This is a genomic window from Embleya sp. L77 (assembly GCF_055557415.1).
The window spans coordinates 5,850,218-5,869,204 of sequence record NZ_CM145709.1; the positions used below are offsets into that span (position 1 = coordinate 5,850,218).

General features: G+C 72.5%; 15 protein-coding genes. 5 read left to right on the forward strand and 10 right to left on the reverse strand.

What is annotated here, in order from left to right:
• The first annotated feature begins 107 nt into the window (after window positions 1-107).
• Complete coding sequence (locus tag ACZOOI_RS25050; protein ID WP_465277940.1) at window positions 108-527, forward strand: VOC family protein; 420 nt, start codon at window positions 108-110, stop codon at window positions 525-527.
• A gap of 34 nt (window positions 528-561) precedes the next feature.
• Here the strand turns inward: ACZOOI_RS25050 and ACZOOI_RS25055 are convergent, their stop codons facing one another.
• Window positions 562-1,431, reverse strand: a complete 870-nt coding sequence (locus ACZOOI_RS25055; protein WP_465277941.1) for an AraC family transcriptional regulator — start codon at window positions 1,429-1,431, stop codon at window positions 562-564.
• Window positions 1,432-1,440: 9 nt separating this feature from the next.
• The gene (locus ACZOOI_RS25060; RefSeq protein WP_465277942.1) at window positions 1,441-2,985 is read right to left on the reverse strand and encodes an acyl-CoA carboxylase subunit beta; all 1,545 of its coding nucleotides are present in this window, start codon (window positions 2,983-2,985) and stop codon (window positions 1,441-1,443) included.
• Between the two features lie 1,574 nt (window positions 2,986-4,559).
• On the opposite strand from ACZOOI_RS25060, the gene ACZOOI_RS25065 reads away from it, so the two are divergent.
• The 3 genes from ACZOOI_RS25065 (at window position 4,560) to ACZOOI_RS25075 (ending at window position 7,414) form a co-directional block, all read left to right on the forward strand.
• Window positions 4,560-5,441, forward strand: a complete 882-nt coding sequence (locus tag ACZOOI_RS25065) for an SIS domain-containing protein (RefSeq protein ID WP_465281281.1) — start codon at window positions 4,560-4,562, stop codon at window positions 5,439-5,441.
• A 67-nt stretch (window positions 5,442-5,508) separates the two neighbouring features.
• A complete protein-coding gene (locus ACZOOI_RS25070) occupies window positions 5,509-6,441 on the forward strand; it encodes a 1-phosphofructokinase family hexose kinase (protein WP_465277943.1) in 933 nt (310 codons plus the stop codon).
• A 115-nt stretch (window positions 6,442-6,556) separates the two neighbouring features.
• On the forward strand, window positions 6,557-7,414 hold the full coding sequence (locus ACZOOI_RS25075) for a class II fructose-bisphosphate aldolase (RefSeq protein WP_465277944.1): 858 nt from the start codon (window positions 6,557-6,559) through the stop codon (window positions 7,412-7,414).
• Between the two features lie 609 nt (window positions 7,415-8,023).
• Here ACZOOI_RS25075 and ACZOOI_RS25080 read toward each other — a convergent pair.
• From ACZOOI_RS25080 to ACZOOI_RS25110, 7 genes are all read right to left on the reverse strand, one after another.
• Window positions 8,024-9,403 carry a cytochrome P450 gene (locus ACZOOI_RS25080; RefSeq protein ID WP_465277945.1) on the reverse strand — a complete coding sequence of 460 codons (1,380 nt, stop codon included), beginning with the start codon at window positions 9,401-9,403 and terminating at the stop codon, window positions 8,024-8,026.
• Window positions 9,400-10,020: a GTP-binding protein gene (locus tag ACZOOI_RS25085; protein WP_465277946.1), complete on the reverse strand. Its 621-nt coding sequence runs from the start codon at window positions 10,018-10,020 to the stop codon at window positions 9,400-9,402. Before ACZOOI_RS25085 ends, ACZOOI_RS25080 begins: the two co-directional genes overlap by 4 nt.
• Complete coding sequence (locus tag ACZOOI_RS25090; RefSeq protein WP_465281282.1) at window positions 10,001-10,300, reverse strand: DUF742 domain-containing protein; 300 nt, start codon at window positions 10,298-10,300, stop codon at window positions 10,001-10,003. The genes ACZOOI_RS25085 and ACZOOI_RS25090 overlap by 20 nt, the downstream gene beginning before the upstream one ends.
• Before the next feature lie 47 nt (window positions 10,301-10,347).
• Window positions 10,348-10,734 carry a roadblock/LC7 domain-containing protein gene (locus ACZOOI_RS25095; RefSeq protein WP_391587741.1) on the reverse strand — a complete coding sequence of 129 codons (387 nt, stop codon included), beginning with the start codon at window positions 10,732-10,734 and terminating at the stop codon, window positions 10,348-10,350.
• Between the two features lie 17 nt (window positions 10,735-10,751).
• Window positions 10,752-12,221, reverse strand: a complete 1,470-nt coding sequence (locus ACZOOI_RS25100) for a sensor histidine kinase (RefSeq protein WP_465277947.1) — start codon at window positions 12,219-12,221, stop codon at window positions 10,752-10,754.
• A 1,436-nt stretch (window positions 12,222-13,657) separates the two neighbouring features.
• Window positions 13,658-15,595, reverse strand: a complete 1,938-nt coding sequence (locus ACZOOI_RS25105; RefSeq protein WP_465277948.1) for a phosphocholine-specific phospholipase C — start codon at window positions 15,593-15,595, stop codon at window positions 13,658-13,660.
• Window positions 15,596-15,978: 383 nt separating this feature from the next.
• Entirely contained in the window at window positions 15,979-16,578 is a 600-nt protein-coding gene (locus ACZOOI_RS25110) for a CGNR zinc finger domain-containing protein (RefSeq protein WP_465277949.1), read from the reverse strand.
• 443 nt (window positions 16,579-17,021) lie between these two features.
• On the opposite strand from ACZOOI_RS25110, the gene ACZOOI_RS25115 reads away from it, so the two are divergent.
• Window positions 17,022-17,549, forward strand: coding sequence for a GtrA domain-containing protein (locus tag ACZOOI_RS25115; RefSeq protein ID WP_465277950.1), 528 nt, complete (start codon window positions 17,022-17,024; stop codon window positions 17,547-17,549).
• 363 nt (window positions 17,550-17,912) lie between these two features.
• Here the strand turns inward: ACZOOI_RS25115 and ACZOOI_RS25120 are convergent, their stop codons facing one another.
• Window positions 17,913-18,731: an IclR family transcriptional regulator gene (locus ACZOOI_RS25120; RefSeq protein ID WP_465277951.1), complete on the reverse strand. Its 819-nt coding sequence runs from the start codon at window positions 18,729-18,731 to the stop codon at window positions 17,913-17,915.
• Between the last annotated feature and the right edge of the window lie 256 nt (window positions 18,732-18,987).

Here is an 18,987-nt window from a genome sequence, read left to right on the forward strand (position 1 = left end):
CACCCGGAGGGTCCGCGGCGCGCGCACGTTCCCATTCGTCCAAGACCGGCGCGCCCGCTGCGCCCAGACTCGGCAGGGCGGGATTCGCGCGATCGAAGGAGCCGACCATGCCGCAGACCGTCACGCCGATGATCTCCTACCAGGACGCCGCCGCCGCGATGGATTGGCTGAGCGAGGCGTTCGGCTTCCGCGAGGTGACCCGGATCCTGATGCCGGACGGCTCGGTCGGCCACGGCGAGCTGGCGGCACCGGACGGGGCGCTGATCATGGTCGGCGAGCCGACCCCCGACTACCGCTCGCCCCGAACGCACGCCGAGACCTGCGCGGACGCGGCGAAGTGGCTGAGCGTGCCGTACGTGGTGGACGGGGTCCACGTGTACGTCGCCGACCTCGACCGGCACTTCGCCCGGGCCCGCGACGGCGGCGCGACCGTGCTCGCTCCGCCGCGGGACACCGAACACGGGCGTTCGTACACCGTGGCCGATCCGGAAGGGCACCGCTGGATGTTCGAGCAGTCGCCGGAATAGCAGTCGGTGGGTGGCCGCGCCGGACCCGGCCCGGTCAGGCCGCGCGGGTGCTGCGGTAGGCCGTCGGGCTCAGGCCGCGGACGCGTTTGAAGGCGGTGCTGAATGCGAACGGGTCGGCGTAACCGACCCGGCGGGCCACGGCGGCGACCGTGGCGTCCCGCTCGGTGAGCAGGTCGGCGGCCAGGGCCATCCGCCACTCGGTCAGGTAGGTGAGCGGCGGCCTGCCGACCCGGGAGGTGAAACGTTCGGCGAGCGACGTGCGCGAGACGCCCGCCTCCGCGGCCAGGGCGGCGATCGTCCACGGCCGGGCCGGCGCGTCGTGGACCGCACGCAGGGCGGCGCCCACGACCGGGTCGGCCAGGGCCAGGTACCACGCGGGCGGTTGCGCCTCGGGGCGGTCGAACCAGGCGCGGAGCGTACAGACCAGCATCCAGTCGAGCAGGCGGTCCAGAACGAACTGTTGGCCCGGTTTGTCGGCGGCGACCTCGGCGGATACGAAGCTCAGGACCGCGTCGCAGCCCTCGTCGTCCGGGACGAGCAGGGCCTGGGGGAGGGCGGCGGGCAACCGGCGGCCGACGTCGGCGTGCGCGCGGTAGGCGCCGGAGAGGAGTTCGGTGGTGGCGTCCGTGTCCCGGTTCGGCTTCGGTGACGCGTCCCGATCCGGGCGGGCGTCGGCGACGAACGTGACCGGGGGGCAGCCGCGGACCAGGGCGGTGTCGCCCGGGCGCAGCGGCAGCGCCGGGCCGCCGTCCGGGATCAGCCGGCCGCTGCCGCGGATCACCGTGTACAGGGTCAGCGGCGCGCCGGAGGCGACCTCGGCGGATGCCTCCGGCGGCAACAACCGTCGGTCGAACAGCGCGCCGTCCGCCCTGATCCCACGCAGCAGGTCACCCAAACCGTCCATGTGGTGAGCCTAAGGCAGCAGGTCGGGGCGCCGATCCGGCTCGACCGGGCCGGTCAGCCGAGCCCGTGCGCGGGTCAGGCCGGCGAGCAGGGCGTCGCGGACCTCGGTCGGCGCGATCACGTCGTCGTAGGAGAGCGCGTTCGCCGAGCGCCACGGGCCGCTTGCCTCGCTCGCGGTGAGTCGGCGTGCCGTGTCCGCGTCCTGCTTCGCGGCGGCGGCGCCGGCGGCGGCCGGGATGCCGCCGAGGGTGACGCCAGGGAGCGCGTACGAGACGGTCTGCGCGTCGAACGGGTTCATCGCCATCACCGAGCTGCCGAAACCGAACGCCTTGCGGAGCGTCAGGTGCAGCTTCGGGACCCGCAACCGGTGCTGGGCCGCGAACAGTCGAGCCGCCGCGCGCAGGACGCCCGACCGCTCGGCGGCGGTGCCGGCCAACACGCCGGGGTTGTCGGCGAGGAAGACCATCGGGAGATGGAACGCACCCGCGATCCGGACGAAGCGGGCAGCCTTGTCGGCGGCGTCGGTGTCGATGGTGCCGGCCCGGACCGCGGGCTGGTTTGCCAGTACGGCGACCGCGTGGCCGCCGAGGCGGGCGAGCGCGGTGACGATGGAGGCGCCGTGTGCCGGTTGCAACTCCAGGACCGTGCCCGCGTCGAAGACCTCGGTCAGCACGGCCCTGATGTCGTACGGGCGACGCGCGTCCGGCGGGATCAGGTCCAGGAGCGCCTCCGTGCTGCGCGGGCCGACGTCGGCGTTGCCCGACTCCGGTCCCGCGTACGGCGGAAGTTGCCAGGCGTGGGACGGGAAATAGGAGAGGTATCGGCGGGCCAGCCGGAGCGCCGCGGCATCGTCGGGGACGGCGTTGTGCGCGACGCCGCTGACCACGCAATGCACCTGGCTGCCGCCGAGGGTGTGCTTGTCGACCCGTTCGCCGGTCGCGGCGGCGACCAGTGGCGGGCCGGCGGTGAACAGGGCGCCGGTGCCCTCGACCATGATCACGAAGTCGGACAGCGGCGCGGTCAGCGCGCCGTGTCCGGCGGAGGGGCCGTGCACGATCGCGACGGTGGGGACCAGACCGGCGAGGTCGACCAGGGCCTGGAGGTCGTTGGGCGTGGCGGTGTGCCCGGCGAGCGCATTGCCCGCGCGATGGCCGGCGCCTTCGAGCAGGGTCACCAGCGGTGCGCGTTCCTGGCCGGCCAGCCGCACGAGCCGGGCCCGCTTCGCGGCGGCACCCGGGCCGATCGAGCCGCCCTGGACGGTGAAGTCCTCGGCACCCACGAACACCGGGCGGCCGTCCAGCAACCCGGAACCGGCGACGAACGCGTCGGAGGGGATCTCCGCGCCGCCGGCGAGCGTGCCGATCTCGGTGAACGACTGCTCGTCCAGGAGCGCGGCGATCCTGGCCCGGGCGGGCAGCCGACCGGGGACCGCCGCCGCGTAGCGGGCGACCTTCGCGGGTCCGCCCATGGCCCGCGACCCGGCCCGACGCTGCTCCAGATCGGCGAGCAACGGCTGCCAGGCGGCGCGGTTGTCGGACTCGGGACGACCTCCCATGTGCACGGATCCCTCGTCGTTCGGGCGTCGCGGGGCGACGCGTGATGTGCGGCGCCCGTGTGGCGCGTGGTGTGCGGCGCCCATGTGGCGCGTGGCGCCGTGTGGTGCGTGGTGCGTTGCGTCGCGTGGCGCACGGTGGTGACGCCGTGTGGCGTGTTACGCCGCGTGGCGCGTGGTGCGTGGTGCGTTGCGCCGTGTGGCGAGGGACGCGTGCCGCTGGACGCGCGCTGCCACGTGACGCATGGCGTGCCGTTGGAGGCGGGCCGCTGCAAGAGGCGGACCGCCGTGTGAGCCGGGCCAATGTAGCGCCGGCCGTGCGCGGGTGACAGAGCTGCCGGGGGTCGGTCCGGGCCGGGACCGCGTCGCGGTCGCCCGCCGCGGGGGCGGGGGTGAGGCCGGGCCCGCAGCCAGGGCGGTTGGGCCTGCTCCGGTCGCTGGTCCGTTGCCCGCGGACTGCCCAGGCCGTCGGGCGCCCGTGCCGGTCTCGGGTCCGTTGTGTGTCGGCCAGCTGGGTTGCTCGTCCGCGCTGTGGTCCCTGAACCGCTTGAGGCTTGCCATACCGCTTGCGGCTTGCCGGGCACGGTCCCGCCCGTTCCGCACCGGCGGCTCGTGGGGCGTTGCGCGGGTCGGTCTCGGGGCCGTCCCCGCGCGGCCCGCGGTGTTTTGTTGCCCCGCGCCGGCTTCGACGCGCTCGGTGCGGCCCACGGTTGTTCTTCGCCGACCACCCACCCGCTCGGAGAGGTCGGCGCCGGGGTGCATGCCCGCTCCGCGGTCACGGTCGAGCCGTCCGCTACGCGCCCGGGCTGCACGTCCGCTACGCGCCCGCCACCCCACACGACACGACCAACCGCCCGCGCACCCGGCCCAACCCCGACCCGGCCGCGCAACCGGCCCCGTAGGGGCCGCGCACCCCGGCTCGGAGAGACCGGTCGGACCCCGAACCCGTAGGGGACGCGCAACCGGCCGCGCAGCGGACAAGCAACCCGCCGAGCAACCCGGCGGGCGCGCCGGGGTGCATGCCCGCTTCGCGGTCACGGTCGAGCCGTCCGCTACGCGCCCGGGATGCACGTCCGCTACGCGCCCGCCACCCACACCACACGACCAACCGCCCCGCGCACCCGGCCCAACCCCGACCCGGACGCGCAACCCGCCCCGTAGGGGCCGAGCAACCCGGTCGGGCGCGCCGGGGTGCATGCCCGCTCCGCGCCCGCGACCCACACCACACGACCAACCGCCCCGCAGCGCCCGGCCCGACCCCGACCCGGCGCGCAGCGGACGCGCAACCGGCCCCGTAGGGGCCGCGCACCCCGGCTCGGAGAGACCGGTCGGACCCGAACCCGTAGGGGACGCGCAACCGTCCGCGCAGCGGACAAGCACGTCGGGGTGCTCGCGGGCTTGGCGGGCGGCTCATGGGAGGGGAGATTCTTGGATGAAAGGGTGTGAATCATGCCTTGCTGGCGTGCGCGGCATTGCTCATTCGTGCTTGAAACTGCTATCAAATGAATAGTTTCAAGCATGGGAGTGCAGCAGTGCGCACTCCGTACCGTCCAGGACCCGGGAGCGCCATGACGACCGTGAGCCACACCTCTGCCGAAATCGCCACCCAGCCCGAGCTGTGGGCGCGGGCCGCCGCGCTGGCCGTGGACTGCGCAGGACTGCCCAAGTCCGGTGAGCGGGTCGCGATCGTCGGGTGCGGCACCTCGTGGTTCATCGGCCAGGCGTATGCCGTGCTGCGCGAGCGGGCCGGACTCGGCGTCACCGATGCCTTCGCGGCGTCGGAGTTCCCGGGTGTACGGGACTACGACCGGGTGATCGCGCTGACCCGCTCCGGCACCACCACCGAGGTGCTGCGGCTGCTGGCGGACCTTCGGGGCACCGTCGCGACGACCGCGATCACCGGAACTCCGGGCACGCCGATCATGACCGCGGCGGACGAGATCGTGATGCTCGACTTCGCGGACGAACAATCGGTCGTGCAGACCAGGTTCGCCACCACGGCACTCGCGCTGCTGCGGTCGCACGTGGGCGAGGACCTGACGGCGGCGATCCGGGACGCGAAGGCGGCTCTCGCCTGGGTGCCCGAACCGGAGTTCGTGGCGGCGGAGCAGTTCAGCTTCCTGGGTACGGGATGGTCCACCGGACTCGCCGCGGAGGCCGCGCTGAAAATGCGCGAGGCCGCGTGCGCGTGGACGGAGAGCTACCCGGCGATGGAGTACCGGCACGGGCCGATCAGCATCGCCGCGCCGAACCGGATCACGTGGGTGTTCGGGCCGGCGCCGGAGGGCCTCGCCGATCAGGTCGCGGCCACCGGTGGCACGTTCGTGGCCGGTGCGCTCGACCCGATGGCGGAACTGGTCCGGGTGCAGAAGCTCGCGGTCGCGGTCGCGGAGAGCCGGGGGCTGAACCCGGACGAGCCGAGGCACCTGACCCGGTCCGTGGTGCTGGACGGGTCGTGAGGGGCCGCATCGGCGACACCGTCGAGCGGATGGCCGGCGGCGAGGCCCGGAACGGGCGGGTGGCTTCGTGATCCTCACGGTGACGCCGAATCCGGCCTGGGATGTCACGTACCACTTGGAAGAGCTGATCCGGCACGGCGCGAACCGCCCGCACTCGGTCGGCGGGCGGGCCGGCGGCAAGGGCATCAACGTCGCGCGCGTGCTGCGCTCGCTGGGGGTCGCCGTCGTGGTGGTGGCCCCGCTGGGCGGCGGGACGGGTGAGCGAATACGGGCCGACCTGGCGGCGGCGGACATCGCGTTGACGGCGGTGCCGGTGTCCGGCGAGACCCGCTGCACCACCACGATCGTGGAGACCGGCTCGGGCGGTGCGACGTCGCTGAACGAACTCGGCGCCGCGCGGACCGCGCAGGAGTGGGCCCGAGTGGTTGCCGCCACGGCCGAACTCCTGCCCGCCGCATCGGTGTTGGTGCTGTCGGGGAGTCTGCCGCCGGGGATCGCGGTGGACGGCTACGCGGAGTTGGTGACGCTCGCGCGGGCCGCGCGGGTGCCGGTGGTGCTGGACGCGTCGGGGCCGGCACTGGTCGCCGGCGTCGCGGCCGGGCCGGACGTGGTCAAGCCGAACGCCGACGAGTTGGTCGCGGCGACGGGCGAGAGCGATCCGCTGCGGGCGGTGGCGCGGTTGCTGCGGGAGGCACGGGCCGACACGGCGGTGGTCGCCTCGTTCGGCCCGGAGGGCATGGTCGCCGGGACCGGGGCGGGCTGGTGGCGAGCCGTACCGCCGGCTTCGGTACACGGCAATGCCACCGGCGCGGGCGACGCGGCGGTGGCGGCACTGGCACGCGGGTTGGCCGAGGGCAGCCCGTGGCCGGATCGGCTGCGGGACGCGGTGGCCCTGTCGGCGGCGGCGGTTGCCGCGCCGGCGGCGGGGGACGTGGACGGCGAGCTGTACCGGACCTGGCGGCCGAGGGTGCGGGTCGATGCGGTGGAGCCGCCGCGATGAGGTACGGGCGAGGGTCCTGTGGGACGCGGGCCGGTGTCCGGGCGGGCCGCGCGGATTCGGGTGCGGGCGGGCTCGGGGCTGATGGTGGTCGGGATCGTTCACGAGGAGAGATGACATGCCGTTGACCTCGACGGGGATATTGACCGACGCGGCGCTTGCGGACGGAGTGGGGGTGGCCGCCTTCAACGTGATCACGTTGGAGCACGCGGAGGCGGTGCTGATCGCGGCGGAGGCGGCGGGGCTGCCGGTCGTGGTGGCGATCAGCGAGAACGCGGTGAAGTTCCGGCGGGGGCGGCTCGGTCCGCTCGCGGCCGCGTGTCGGGTGCTTGCGGAGGAGGCCGCGGTACCGGTCGCGCTGCACCTGGACCACGTCGAATCGGTGGACCTGTTGCAGGCCGCCGAGGGGACCGGGATCAGCTCGGTCATGTTCGACGCGTCGCGGCTGAGCTACGCGGACAACGTGGCCGCCACCTCGGACGCGGTGGCCTGGGCGCACGAGCGCGGGATCACCCTGGAGGCCGAACTCGGCGAGGTCGGCGGCAAGCCGGGCCATCCCGCGCTCGACGCACACGCGCCGGGGGCGCGCACGGATCCGGACGAGGCCGCCGCGTACGTGCGGGCGACCGGCGTCGATGCGTTGGCCGTCGCGGTCGGCAGCAGCCACGCGATGCTGGATCGCACCGCCACGCTCGACCACGACCTGATCGCGCGGTTGCGGGCGGCGGTCAACGTGCCGCTGGTCCTGCACGGATCGTCGGGCGTGCCGGACACCGAACTACGGCGAGCGGTGGCCGCGGGGATGACGAAGATCAACGTGGGTACGGCGCTCAACATCGCCTACACCAGGACCCTGCGGTCGCGGCTGGTCGCCGAGCCCGGGAAGGCCGATCCACGGCCGGCACTGAACGCTTCGCGCTCGGCGGCGGCGGATGTGGTCGGGGACCTGTTGCGGGTGATCACCGGGGGGTCGTGAACCCGGGTGTGCACTCGGCTGGGGCGGGGCCTTGGTGTCCTCAAACGCCGGACGGGCTGAGGGGGTTCGTCCTGCGGGCTGCGGTGTGGGGGGGCGGGGCTTGCTTTGTCCTCAAGCGCCGGACGGGCTGGAGGGGTTCGTGCCGCGTGCTGTGGTGTGGGGGACGAAGCCTTTGTTGTCCTCAAGCGCCGGACGGGCTGGAGGGGTTCGTGGCGCGCGCTGTGGTGTGGGGGACGAAGCCTTTGTTGTCCTCAAGCGCCGGACGGGCTGGAGGGGTTTGTGCCGCGCGCTGCGGTGTTGGGGGATGAAGCTTTGATGTCCTCAAACGCCGGACGGGCTGAAGAGGTTGTTCGTCCCGGGCGTTGCGGTGTCGGGGACGGGGCTCACGTTGTCCTCAAGCGTCGGACGGGCTGAGGGGGTTCGTGCCCGTGCTGCGGTGTTGAGGATGGAGCTTTGTTGTCTTCAAGCGTCGGACGGGCTGAAGAGGTTGTTGGTGTCGGGCGCTGCGGTGTCGGGGGCGGAGCTTTGTTGTCCTTAGGCGCCGGACGGGCTGAGGGGGTGTGTGGGGGCTTCAGCCCGTCCGGGGTGCCTATCTCCTTTTTTGGGGGGTCAGCCGAAGAGCCAAGTGGTGAGGCGGGTCCACCAGTTGGTGGGTAGGGGGGGTAGTGGTGGTTCCGGTGGGGTGGTGGGGCGTGGTGGGCGGAGGGGGCGGGTCCATTCGGTGGGCTTGACCAGGGGGACCGGGGTGAACTCGACCGGCAGCGACGTGAGGTAGCGGGCCCAGGTGGCCGCGTGCCAGGCCGGTGGGCGGTCGGGGTGGGCCAGGCGGATGTCGGGAAGCCGGCTGTTGAGCGTGTCGATCGCGGTGTCCGTGATGGCGCGGCCGATGTCCTGTCCCGGACACAGGTGCGCGCCGCCGCTGAACGCCAGGTGGGCGCGGTTGTTGTGGACCGGGACGGTGAGGTCGGTACGGATCTGCGGATCGACGTTGCCGGCCATCACGCCGAGTACGAGCAGGTCGCCGGCCTTGATCCGACGTCCGCCCAACTCGGTGTCCACCAGGGCCCAGCGGCCCGGGATGACCCACAACGGCGGTTCGTCCCAGAGGACTTGCTCGACCGCGTCGGGAAGCGTCAACCGCGCGCCGGCCAGCGAGGCGGCGAAGCGGTCGTCGGTCAGGACCACCCGCAGCGTGTTCGCGATCAGCGCGATGGTCAGCTCGTTCGCCGCGACCATCACCAGCCGGAGGTGGTGCAGGACCTCGTCCTCGGACAGCTTGTTCGGATGCTCGATCAGCCAGGACGGGAAGTCGGCGGCCGGTTCGGCGCGCTTGCGGTCGGCCAGGTCGCGCAGCGTCTGCAGGATGAACTCGTTGCATTCGAGCGCGCGTTCGCCCTGCATCATCAGCTCGGCGCTGGCCTCGACCAGGCGCGCGCCCATCTCGTCGGGCAGACCGTAGAGCTGCGCGATGACCAGCATCGGCAACTGCTGTGCGAACTGGGCGACCAGGTCGGCATGGCCGTCGGCCGCGATCCGGTCGATCAGTTCGTGGGCGAGTCGTTGCACGTGCTTGCGGATGCCGCGGCGGTCGAACCGGTCCAGGCTCTCGGTCACCACGGTGCGCAGCCGCTGGTGCTCGGCGCCGTCGCTGGACACGCAGTCCGGGCGGTACTCCAGGATCGGCAGGATGGTGGCGTCCGGCGGGATGCGACCCTCGCGCCAGTCGCGCCAGTTGCGCGCGTCCCGGGAGAACCGGCTCGGCGTGCGCATGACCTCCAGGTTTTCCCGGTAACCCAGTACCAGCCAGCCCGGGAAGTCGCCGTCGACCAGGATCGGCGCGACCGCCCCGTACTCGGCGCGCAACCTCTCGTACGCGGCACCCGGGTCCGCGATGGTCTCCGGGCCGTACAACCTGGTGATGCCCTCGGTGGCCGTCGCGCCCGCGTGCGCGGGGCAGCCCGGCGGCGGAACGGGGGGAGGAGCGGTCATTGCGTCTCCCGGTTCGTGGTGAGCGTGTAGAGGTATTGCATGAGGGCCATCAGGACGTCCCGGCTCGAACCCCGGCTGCGGGCGTCGCAGTCGACCATCGGTACGGACTCGTCCAGGTCGAGTGCGCTGCGCAGTTCGTCCATCGAGTAGACCGGCGACTCGGGGAACGTGTTGATCGCGACCACGAACGGCACGCCGCGATCCTCCAGCCGGCCCATCACGTCGAAGCACACCTCCAGGCGCCGCGTGTCGACCAGGACCACGGCACCGAGCGCGCCGTCGAACAAGCCGTTCCACAGGAACCAGAAGCGCTCCTGGCCGGGGGTGCCGAACAGGTAGAGCACCAGCCGCTCGTTGAGGCTGATCCGGCCGAAGTCCATCGCCACGGTCGTGGTGGTCTTGGCCTCGACGCCCGCGAGATCGTCGATTCCGACGCCCGCCTGGGTCATCGTCTCCTCGGTGGTGAGCGGCCGGATCTCGCTGACCGCGCCGACCAGGGTGGTCTTGCCGACACCGAAGCCACCGACGACCACGACCTTGACCGCGGCGGCGGCCGTCGCGGGCAGCATGTCCTCGGGGCGCGGCCCGGCGAGGGTCTCAGAGCCTTTGTAGTCCATGCATCACCGCCTTGAGCAGATCGATGTCGGGCAACGAAGCGGCCGGGATCGGTGCCCTGGCCTCCAGTTGGTTCGTGCGCACCATGTCCAGCAGCACCAGCGTCAGCACGCTGGTCGGCAACCGCATGTGGGCGGAGATCTCCGCCATCGACAGCGGCTGTTCACACATCCGCAGGATCGCGGCGAGTTCGGGAGCCATCCCGCGCTTCGGTTCGTGCTTGGCGACGAACAGCGTGACGAGGTCCAACCGGTTCTGGGCCTCGGGGCTTTCCCCGACCATGTACAGCCGTTCGGGGTACGGATCGCGCCGTGAGCGCCGCGGCACACTCACGGAAAGGCCCCGTCGCGGCGCGGCGGACTGGTCAGGTGTTCGCCGATCCGGATGACCAGGTCGCGCATCCGGTGACCGAGCAGGCCGGTGTCCACCTGGCCGTCGGCCAGTACCGCGAGATAGGCGCCGGCGCCGGCGGCCATCATGTAGAAGTAGCCGCCGTTGACCTCGATCACGACCAGGCGCATCCGGCCGTCCCCCTTGGGGAATTCGGACGCGATCGCGGCGGCGAGGCTCTGCAGGCCCGCGCACGCGGCGGCGAGCCGGTCGGCGGTGTCCGCCGCGGTGTTGTGCTGGGCCATCCGCAGGCCGTCCGCGGACAGCAGCACAATGTAGCGCGTGAACGGCACGCTCTTCGCCAGGTCGGCGAGCATCCAGTCCATGTTCGGTCGGTACCCCGTCATCGATATCCCCCGTTGTCCCACGAATCGTCCCCGGTCTCGGATCGCCGTTCGGTGGGCGGAAGTTCGCCGTTGATGCCACTGAGGAAGGCGTCCAGCCCGAGTCCCGGCGGGGTGTCGTCGACGCTCGGCACGGCGGGCTTGGACGCGGTCGCGCGGTGCTCGCCGCGGGGAGCCGCGGCGCGCGGGACGGTGCCCAGGCTGCGCCGACGGCGTTGCGGGAGCCCGTTCGCCCCCAACTCGGTGCCGACGGGTGTGTCGGTCATCATGTCGTGCAGGGACGGGAGTTCGTCCAGGTGCTGGAGGTGCTCGGGCATCGGGTACATCGGCGGCACGTTCGCGGTGATCTGGTTCTGCGGGATGACCACGACGGCGCGCACGCCGGAGTAGGCCGACGGGCGGAGCATCACCTTGAAGTTGTTGGCGTGCGCGAGGCGGGCCACCACGGTCAGGCCCAGGCGCGGGGTCTCGCCCAGGTCGTTGAGGTTGAGCGCTTCGCCGTCCAGGGACAGGATGCGCTCGGCCCGACGGCGGGCCTCCTCGCTCAGGCCGACGCCGGCGTCCTCGATCTCGACCGCGATGCCGGTCTGCACCTCGGTGGTGCTCAGGTGCACGGTGGTGGAGGGGGGCGAGTATCGGGTGGCGTTGTCGAGCAGTTCGGCGATCGCGTGGATCAGCGGCTCGACGTGCTGGGCGATGACCGCGACCTCGACGACCGAGTGCAACTTGACCCGGCGGTAGTCCAGGATGCGCGACATCGCGCCGCGCAGCACGCTGTACATGCCGATGTCGGTTTCCCACTGGCGGCCGGGGCGGGCGCCGCCGAGCACCGCGATGCTGTCGGCCATCCGGCCGATCAGCGCGTTGCCGTGGTCGAGGTGCAGGAGGTCGCGGAAGACGACCGGGTCGTCGCCGTGCCGGTCCTCCATGTCCCGCATGTCCTGGGCCTGTTGGTGAATGGTGGCCTGAACGCGGCGGGCGATGTTGACGAACGCGCGCTGGGCGGACTCGCGCAGGTCCTCCTCGGCGCTGACGGTGTCGATCACCGAGCGGATCACGTTGCGGTGCGCGACCGCGAACTCGGTCGGGTCGTCCGGTTGCGGGGCGACCTTGCGCATGACCTCCGGTACGGGCTCGCCGGCCTGGAGGCGGCCGATGGCCTCGGGCAGCAACTCCTCGGCCAGCCGGACCGTCTCCACCTCCTGCGCGGCGAGTCGACGGCGCAGCCCGACCTGTTGCTGCTGGAGCCGCATGTGCAGTTGGGCGATGATGCGCCCACGGCGGCCCGCCTCGGCGGCGCACACGGCGACGGCGACGGTCGCGAGTCCACCGCACAAGGCCACCGCGGGGCGAGCCTGGGAGGAGACCGCGGCCACGGCTGCGGCCGCGCACGCGGCGGTCACGAGGAGGGGGAGGACCCACGCGAGGGCCGGCCGTCGGCCTCCGGGGGACGATCCAGCGAGAACCATCGGCATCCTCGAAAAGTCGGAAACGAATCGTGCGGGTGTCCTGCGGACCGCACGGCGGACTCTTTTCCGGCCGCCGGCGGGATGGTCGGGTGGTCCCGTGTGGGCGGGGCAAAGCCTCGTCGGGCAGGGGAAGTACCGTCGCGGGCGCCAGGCTACGCGGACGCGTGGGGCGGATCGGGCGTGTAACGCACAAGCCGCTCGAACGGGTGAATCGACGGGGAACGGGACATCCCCGATCCCAAACGCGATATTGGGCTGGGGGGTTGGGCGGCCGGGTTGGGTTGGGCTGGGGGTGGCGTTGGGTTGAGTTGGGGTTGGGCGGGGCGAGTTGGGGTTGGGTGGGGCGGAGCCGGGCGGGTCGGGTGGGACGGGTGGGGTTGCGGGACCTGGGCGATGCGGGGTCCGGGCCGGAGCCCGGGGGTGAGCGAAGGGTCGAGATACGGGGGCGAAGGGCCGAGAGGGAGCGTTCCGCGGCTGGGCTGGGGCTGGGGCTGGAACTGGGTCAGGTCGGACGGTCGCCATGTTTGCCCCCGTCCCGGCGCGTCAGCGCCCCCGACGCACGTGAGACCTCGTGATCGACGCGCGCAGCGCGGAGAGCGGCGGAGCCGCAAAGTGTGGACGGTGTGGCCCGGAGCGAAGCGGAGGGACACACCGTCCCGAGCGAGGGGCCGCTTTTTCTTGGAGGAGCGAAGCGGGGGAAAGAAAAAGTGGTGCCTCGCGAGCCGGCGCCGAAGGCGCCCAACAAGCAGCAACGTTGCGCTTGCGACTCTGGCCACCGCGACTCGTCACGTCTGCGACCCGGGCCTCTCCCGGCGCGCCCGCGTCGGCGGCTCGGGCCGTCCCGCCTCGCCGCGTGCGCGGCTGGGGCCGTCCCGCCTCGCCGCGTGCGCGGCTGGGGCCGTCCCGCCTCGCCGCGTGCGCGGCTGGGGCCGTCCCGCCTCGCCGCGTGCGCGGCTGGGGCCGTCCCGCCTCGCCGCGTGCGCGGCTGGGGCCGTCCCGCCTCGCCGCGTGCGCGGCTCGGGCCGTCCGCGCCCTCGCGTTCGCGCCTCGGGCCGTTCCGCCCTGCTGTGTGTCTGCCCGGGCCACCGCGACTTGTCGCGTCTGCGACGCGGGCCTCTCCCGGCGCGCCCGCGTCGGCGGCTCGGGCCGTCCCGCCTCGTCGTGTTCGCGCTTCGAGCCGTCCTGCCTCGTCGCGTTCGCGATTTGGGCTGCTCCGAGTTCGTTGCTTCGGTGGCTCGGGCTGCTTGGGCTCGCTGCCTTCGTGCCCTCGACCCACCTCGCCTCGCCGCGCTCCGGGCTCCGGCGATTCCGCCTCGCCGCGTGCGCGGCTCGGGCCGCCCGCGCCGTCGCGTGCGCGGCTCGGGCCGCCCGCGCCGCCGCGTCGGGCCATCCCGCCCCGGCGCCCCCGTCCCGTCCGTCTCCCGGCCCCCCGTCCCTCAGTGGTGGAGGCGGCCGGTGAAGTGGCGGGTGAAGTTGTCTTGGGTGTCGGTTGTGATGGTGATGTCGTAGTGACCGGTGGGGTCGGTGGGGGCTGCGATGTGGCTGGTGGTGTGGGGCGGGGCGAGGAGGGTTCGGGGGGTGCCGATGCCTTGGATCGTGAAGGTGATCGGTGCGCCACCGGAGTTGGTGAGGGTGAGGTCGAGGGTGCGGCCGGGGCGGTCGACGGCGGTTGCCTCCGGGTGGCCCTTGGTCGGGTCGGTCCAGGTGCGGACGTCGCCCTTGAAGCCGCGCAGGTAGCCGTCGGGGCCGTGTACGTCGATGTCGTACGGCCCGCCGCTGACGCTCTGCGCGCTGAAGAAGTCCTCGACCGCGCCGCCGACCGGCACGGTGTACTGCCACGCGCCGAACTTGCGGTGGTTGACCGTGTAGATCGAGAAGCCCGCCCCCAGGCGGCCGGTGTTCTCGATCCGGATCCACAGCAGGCCCTTGTCGGCCTCGGTACGCGAGGAGGTGGCGAACCCGTAGTCGATCGGCAGCGCCGGCCGATCGCCGCTCTCCTGGACCGGCTGCCGCTGCACGATCGGCGGGATCAGCGGCGGCAACTTCCACTTCTGCCGGGCGAGATCGTCGAGCAGCGCACGGGTGTCGGGCAGCGTCGGGAACGAGACGTCCTTGTCGGTGAACGTGAACGCGCTCATCAGGTCCCCGCACACGGTCCGCCGCCACGCGGAGATGTTCTCCTCGCGTACGCCGGTCCAGTTCTCCAGGAAGCGCAGCACCGAGGTGTGGTCGAAGACCTCCGAGCACACCCGACCGCCGTGGCTCCACGGCGAGATGACGATCATCGGCACGCGCGGGCCGAGGCCGATCGGCGCGCCGGAGATGTACTCGTCGGGCGTGCCGGGCGGCGCGGTGGGCGGCACGACGTGGTCGTAGAAGCCGTCGTTCTCGTCGTAGTTGAGCAGGACCACCGTCTTGGCCCACACCTCGGGGTGCGCGGCGAGGGCGTCGAGTACGTAGGTCGCGGTGAAGTGCGCGCCCTTGGCCGGCGGGTAGTTCGGGTGTTCGGATTCCTCGGTGGGCGCCACGATCCAGCTCACCGCCGGCAGCGAACCGGCCGCGACGTCGTCGGCGAACGCCTTCGGGCCGCGCCGCGCCATGCCGTTCACGTACAGCGGTGAACTCTGCGGCGCGGTGCGGAAGGCGTCGAACCAGGCGAGTGCGTTGTCGTCGTAGTTGTCCTCCTGCTGGTAGACCCGCCAGGAGATGCCCGCGGCCTGGAGCCGCTCCGGGTAGGTGGTCCAGCGGAAGCCCGGTTCGCTGTTGTCCACGACCGGCCCGCCGGCGCGGCCCGCCGGATCCACGGTGCCGGTCCACAGGTAGAGGCGGTTCGGGTTGGTGGAGGCCATCGCGGACGAGAAGTACTGGTCGCACACGGTGAACGCGTCGGCGAGGGCGAACTGGTACGGGATGTCGTTGCGTTGGTAGTGGCCCATGGTCAGCCACGACTTGGCCGGAATCCAGTTGTTGTACTGCCCGTTCGCCCACGCGCTGTGGCCGCCGCCCCAGGAGTGGTCCAGGCCGGGTACCTGCTGGGCGTTGCTGGTCGTGGTGTCCAGGTGCCAGGGCAGCAGTGTGGTGCCGCCGGCCGACCCGAGCAGCCGCTGGTGCAGGACGTCGCCACCGCCGGGGAAGCGGACCAGCGAGCGGTCGCCGTAGCCGCGTACGCCGCGCAGCGTGCCGAAATAGTGGTCGAACGACCGGTTCTCCTGCATCAGGATCACCACGTGCTCGACGTCGTCCAGGGTGCCGGGTGTCCCGGCGGTGGCGGCGACGGCTTCCGCGACGGCGGGCGAGACACCCGAGGCGACGGCGAGCCCGGCGCCGGATGCGGCGGCGGCCCCGAGAAAGCCACGACGGGAGAGGGGAGACATGCGGGCGGACCTCCAGGACGAGTCGGCGGCCGAGCCGGCCGAACCGACCGGAGCGGGCGAATCGAGCACGGACGCCGTCCATCCTGACGGTCCGTCAGCTGACTGCGGGAGACCCTGGGGTTAACCGATGGGTAACATTCCGGCGGCAGCTATTCCGTCGCCGCCCCACGGTGCGCCCGCGTGCCGCCTCGGCGGCGCGGCGTGCCTTCGCCGCTCCCGCCACCTCGGCGGAGCCGTGCGAGCGCCTCTGTCAAGCCAAGGTCCAAGGCCAAGGCCAAGGCCAAGGCCAAGGCCAAGGCCCAAGGCCAAGGCCAAGGCCCAAGGCCAAGGCCAAGGCCGAGGCCGAGGCCAAGGGCCACTGCGGCTCGGGGGAAGGGCGCCGCCTACGCCCCGGGTGCGTTCTTCGTGCGTTGGTAGTGCCGGGCCACCCGGGCGCGGTTGCCGCAGCCCGCGGAGCACCACTCGCGGCGCGGGTTGTTCTTGACGAAGTGCAGTACGCACCCCGGACCGTGACAGGGCCTCAGTTCGGCCCGGTCGGGACCGGTGACCAGATCGATCGTGGCGTCCGCCAACTCGGCCAGCACCGCGGCGATCGGCCCGGCCTCGGTACGCGTGCTCGCCGCCGGCCAGGTCAGCTCGCGCCAGTGCGGGGCCGCGCGGGTGTACGCGTTGAGCCGGGTCGGCACGTCGGCGGCCGGCGCGGTGTCCGTCATCGCGGCCCGCAGCAGCGCGGCGATGCACTCGCGCAGGTCGAGCGCCGCCGCCAGGTCCGCCGCGTCCACCGCGAGCAGCGCGGCGTCGGAGGGCGGGCCGGCCAGGCGCGGGGAGACGTCGCGCAGCCAGGCGGCCAGGTGCTCCGGCTCGGCCAGGCCCTCGTGCGGTACACCCCGTACCGCGTAGCGGGTGTTGGCCAGCTCCACCGGAAGCGGCTCGCCGAGCAGGGGTGCGCCGCCGGTGCCGAGGTCCGCGATTCGTGTGCTCACAAAACTAATGCTACCGGCTTGTCTCATCCATGTGGATCGACGTGCTCCGGCGACCTCGGCCTCGACTCGGCGACCGGGGTCGGGTCCGGTGGCAGCCCCCGTGCGCGGGCGGTCGAGCGTCGCCGCGTGTGAGTGACTTGGCACACACGGTGCGATGTGACGAGGCAGACATCGACGCCCGGTCGGAATCGGAAGGGCCGCGTGAAGGTCGTGATCGACGGAAATCGCGGTATTTTTTGGAGGGATTTCGACCATATTGTCGGCAGTCTTCGTTCGGTGCCGGCCACGGTTGTGTCCGCACCACCCGGAGGAGGGCCGCCGTGTGAGGGGTGGGGCCAGCCCCACCGAGAGAGGGAAGTGGGCCCCATGGGGAATGCGTTGCGCGATCCCTAGGTTTGAAGCAGACGGGCCGACAGGGCTCGCAGGGGGTCAAGGAGAGTCACGTGAACAACCGCAGCCGGGTCGCAGAGCAGGACACCACTCAGCCGTCGACGCCCGGTACGGTCGCCTCCTTCGCTCGCTTCGTGGTCTTCGGTGGCGGCACGGGGCTGGCCTCCAGCGCCGCGCTCGTCGCGCTCTCCGGGCACCTGCCGATCGCCGTCGCCAACGCGGTGATCACCGTGGCCGGCACCATCCTGGCCACCGAGCTGCACAGCCGGTTCGCCTTCCGGGCGGGCCGCGCCGACCTCAAGGCGCACTTCCAGGCGGGCGGTTCGGCGGCGGTCGCCTACCTGTTCACCACGGCGGCGGTGCTCGGCCTGCACGCGGTGCAGACCGCGCCGAGCATCATGGTCGAGCAGGGCACCTACCTGACCGCCTCGGGCATCGCCGGACTTGCCCGGTTCGCCTTCCTGCGGCTCGCGGTGTTCGCCGGCCCCAGGACCAAGACGGAGTGGGCAGCCACTGCGACCGTCACCGCTGCCACCCGCACCCGCGCGCTCGGCCGCGACGCACTGGTCGCCGCCGCCTGACCGACGCTCGAACTCGGGTCCGCCCCACGACTTCCGACGGAAGCCGTGGGGCGGACCCCGTTTCGCGACCCTCTTCTCGAAGCCGGTGGGGCGGCCCACGCTCCGATCGAAGCCGATGGGGCGGGCTCCGTTTCACGACTCCCGACCGAAGTCGTGGGCCGGGCCCGTTCACGACTCCCGACCGAAGTCGTGGGCCGGGCCCGTTCACGACTTCCCACCGAAGTCGGTGGGGCGGCCCCGTTTCGCGACCCCCGACCGAAGTCGTGGGCCGGGCCCATGCACGACCTCCCACCGAAGCCGGCAGGGAAGGCCCGTTCACGACCTCCGACCCAAGGCGTCGTGCGGACCCGTGTCGTGCCGGACCTATTCCGCCGGCAGCCCCGACTCGCGCAGTCGACGGCGATGGGGCGGCAGCAGCAGTACTTCCAAGGCGTCGGCGCACGCCTGGGCCCGGTCGCGGAACCACGGGATGCGTTCGTCGGTCATCACGGCGGGCGTGGACCGCACGGCCAGCGCGGCGTGTGCGTGGCCGGCCCGGTTCAGGATCGGCACCGCCAGGGTGCGTACTCCCGGGACCGACTCGCCGTCGTTGAGCGCGTAGCCGATCGCCCGGGCCGCATCCAACTGGGCCTGGAGCGCGACCGGGTCCACGATGGTGCGCTCGGTCTGCGGGGCCAGCGGCAGCAGCGGCTCCAGGCCGCCGTCCGCCGGATCCGCCCAGGCCAGCAGCACCTTGCCCAGTGCGGTCGAGTGCAGCGGGCGGCGCAGTCCGAGGCCGGTGCCGGGCTGCACCGAGCTGCCGACCAGGACCAGCGCGTGCCGGCCGCTGCGGATCGCCAGGTCGGAGGTCGCCGAGGTGCGTCGGGACAACTGCTCCAACTCGGGTGCCGCGTGGTGCAGTCCGCGCTGGTGGTAGGCCAGCAGGCCCAGTTCGGCGACCACCGGGCCCAGTCGGTAGCGGCTGGTGCGGTCGTCCTGATCGAGGAAGCCCGCACCGACCAGGGTGCGGGCCAGACGGTGGGCGGTGGACACCGACAGGTCCATCCGGCGGGCGATGTCGGACGCGCTCAGGTCGGCGCCGGTCGCCCGGAAGCAGTGCAGGATGCCCAGGGCCCGCTGTACGGCCTGCGCCCCGGACGGTGCGGAGGCCGCGCGCGGCGCGTTCGTGTCCACCGTGCCCATGGCATCCCCCGACTCGCCGTTCGACCGGAAGTTTTCACCATACGGCAAGCCCGAGGACGACTGTCTGCCACGGTCCGCATCGGAGCGCATTCGGGTATCCCACATCGTGGGAAAGTTTGATCGTGCGGCGCGGAGCGTGCCAGGATCCACCCGAAGCACCATTCGGTGCACCGGTGATGCACGTACACCGGTTATGGACATGCGCCGGTGATGCACTTACGCCGGTCATGGACAAGCGCCGGTGATCGACCCGAAC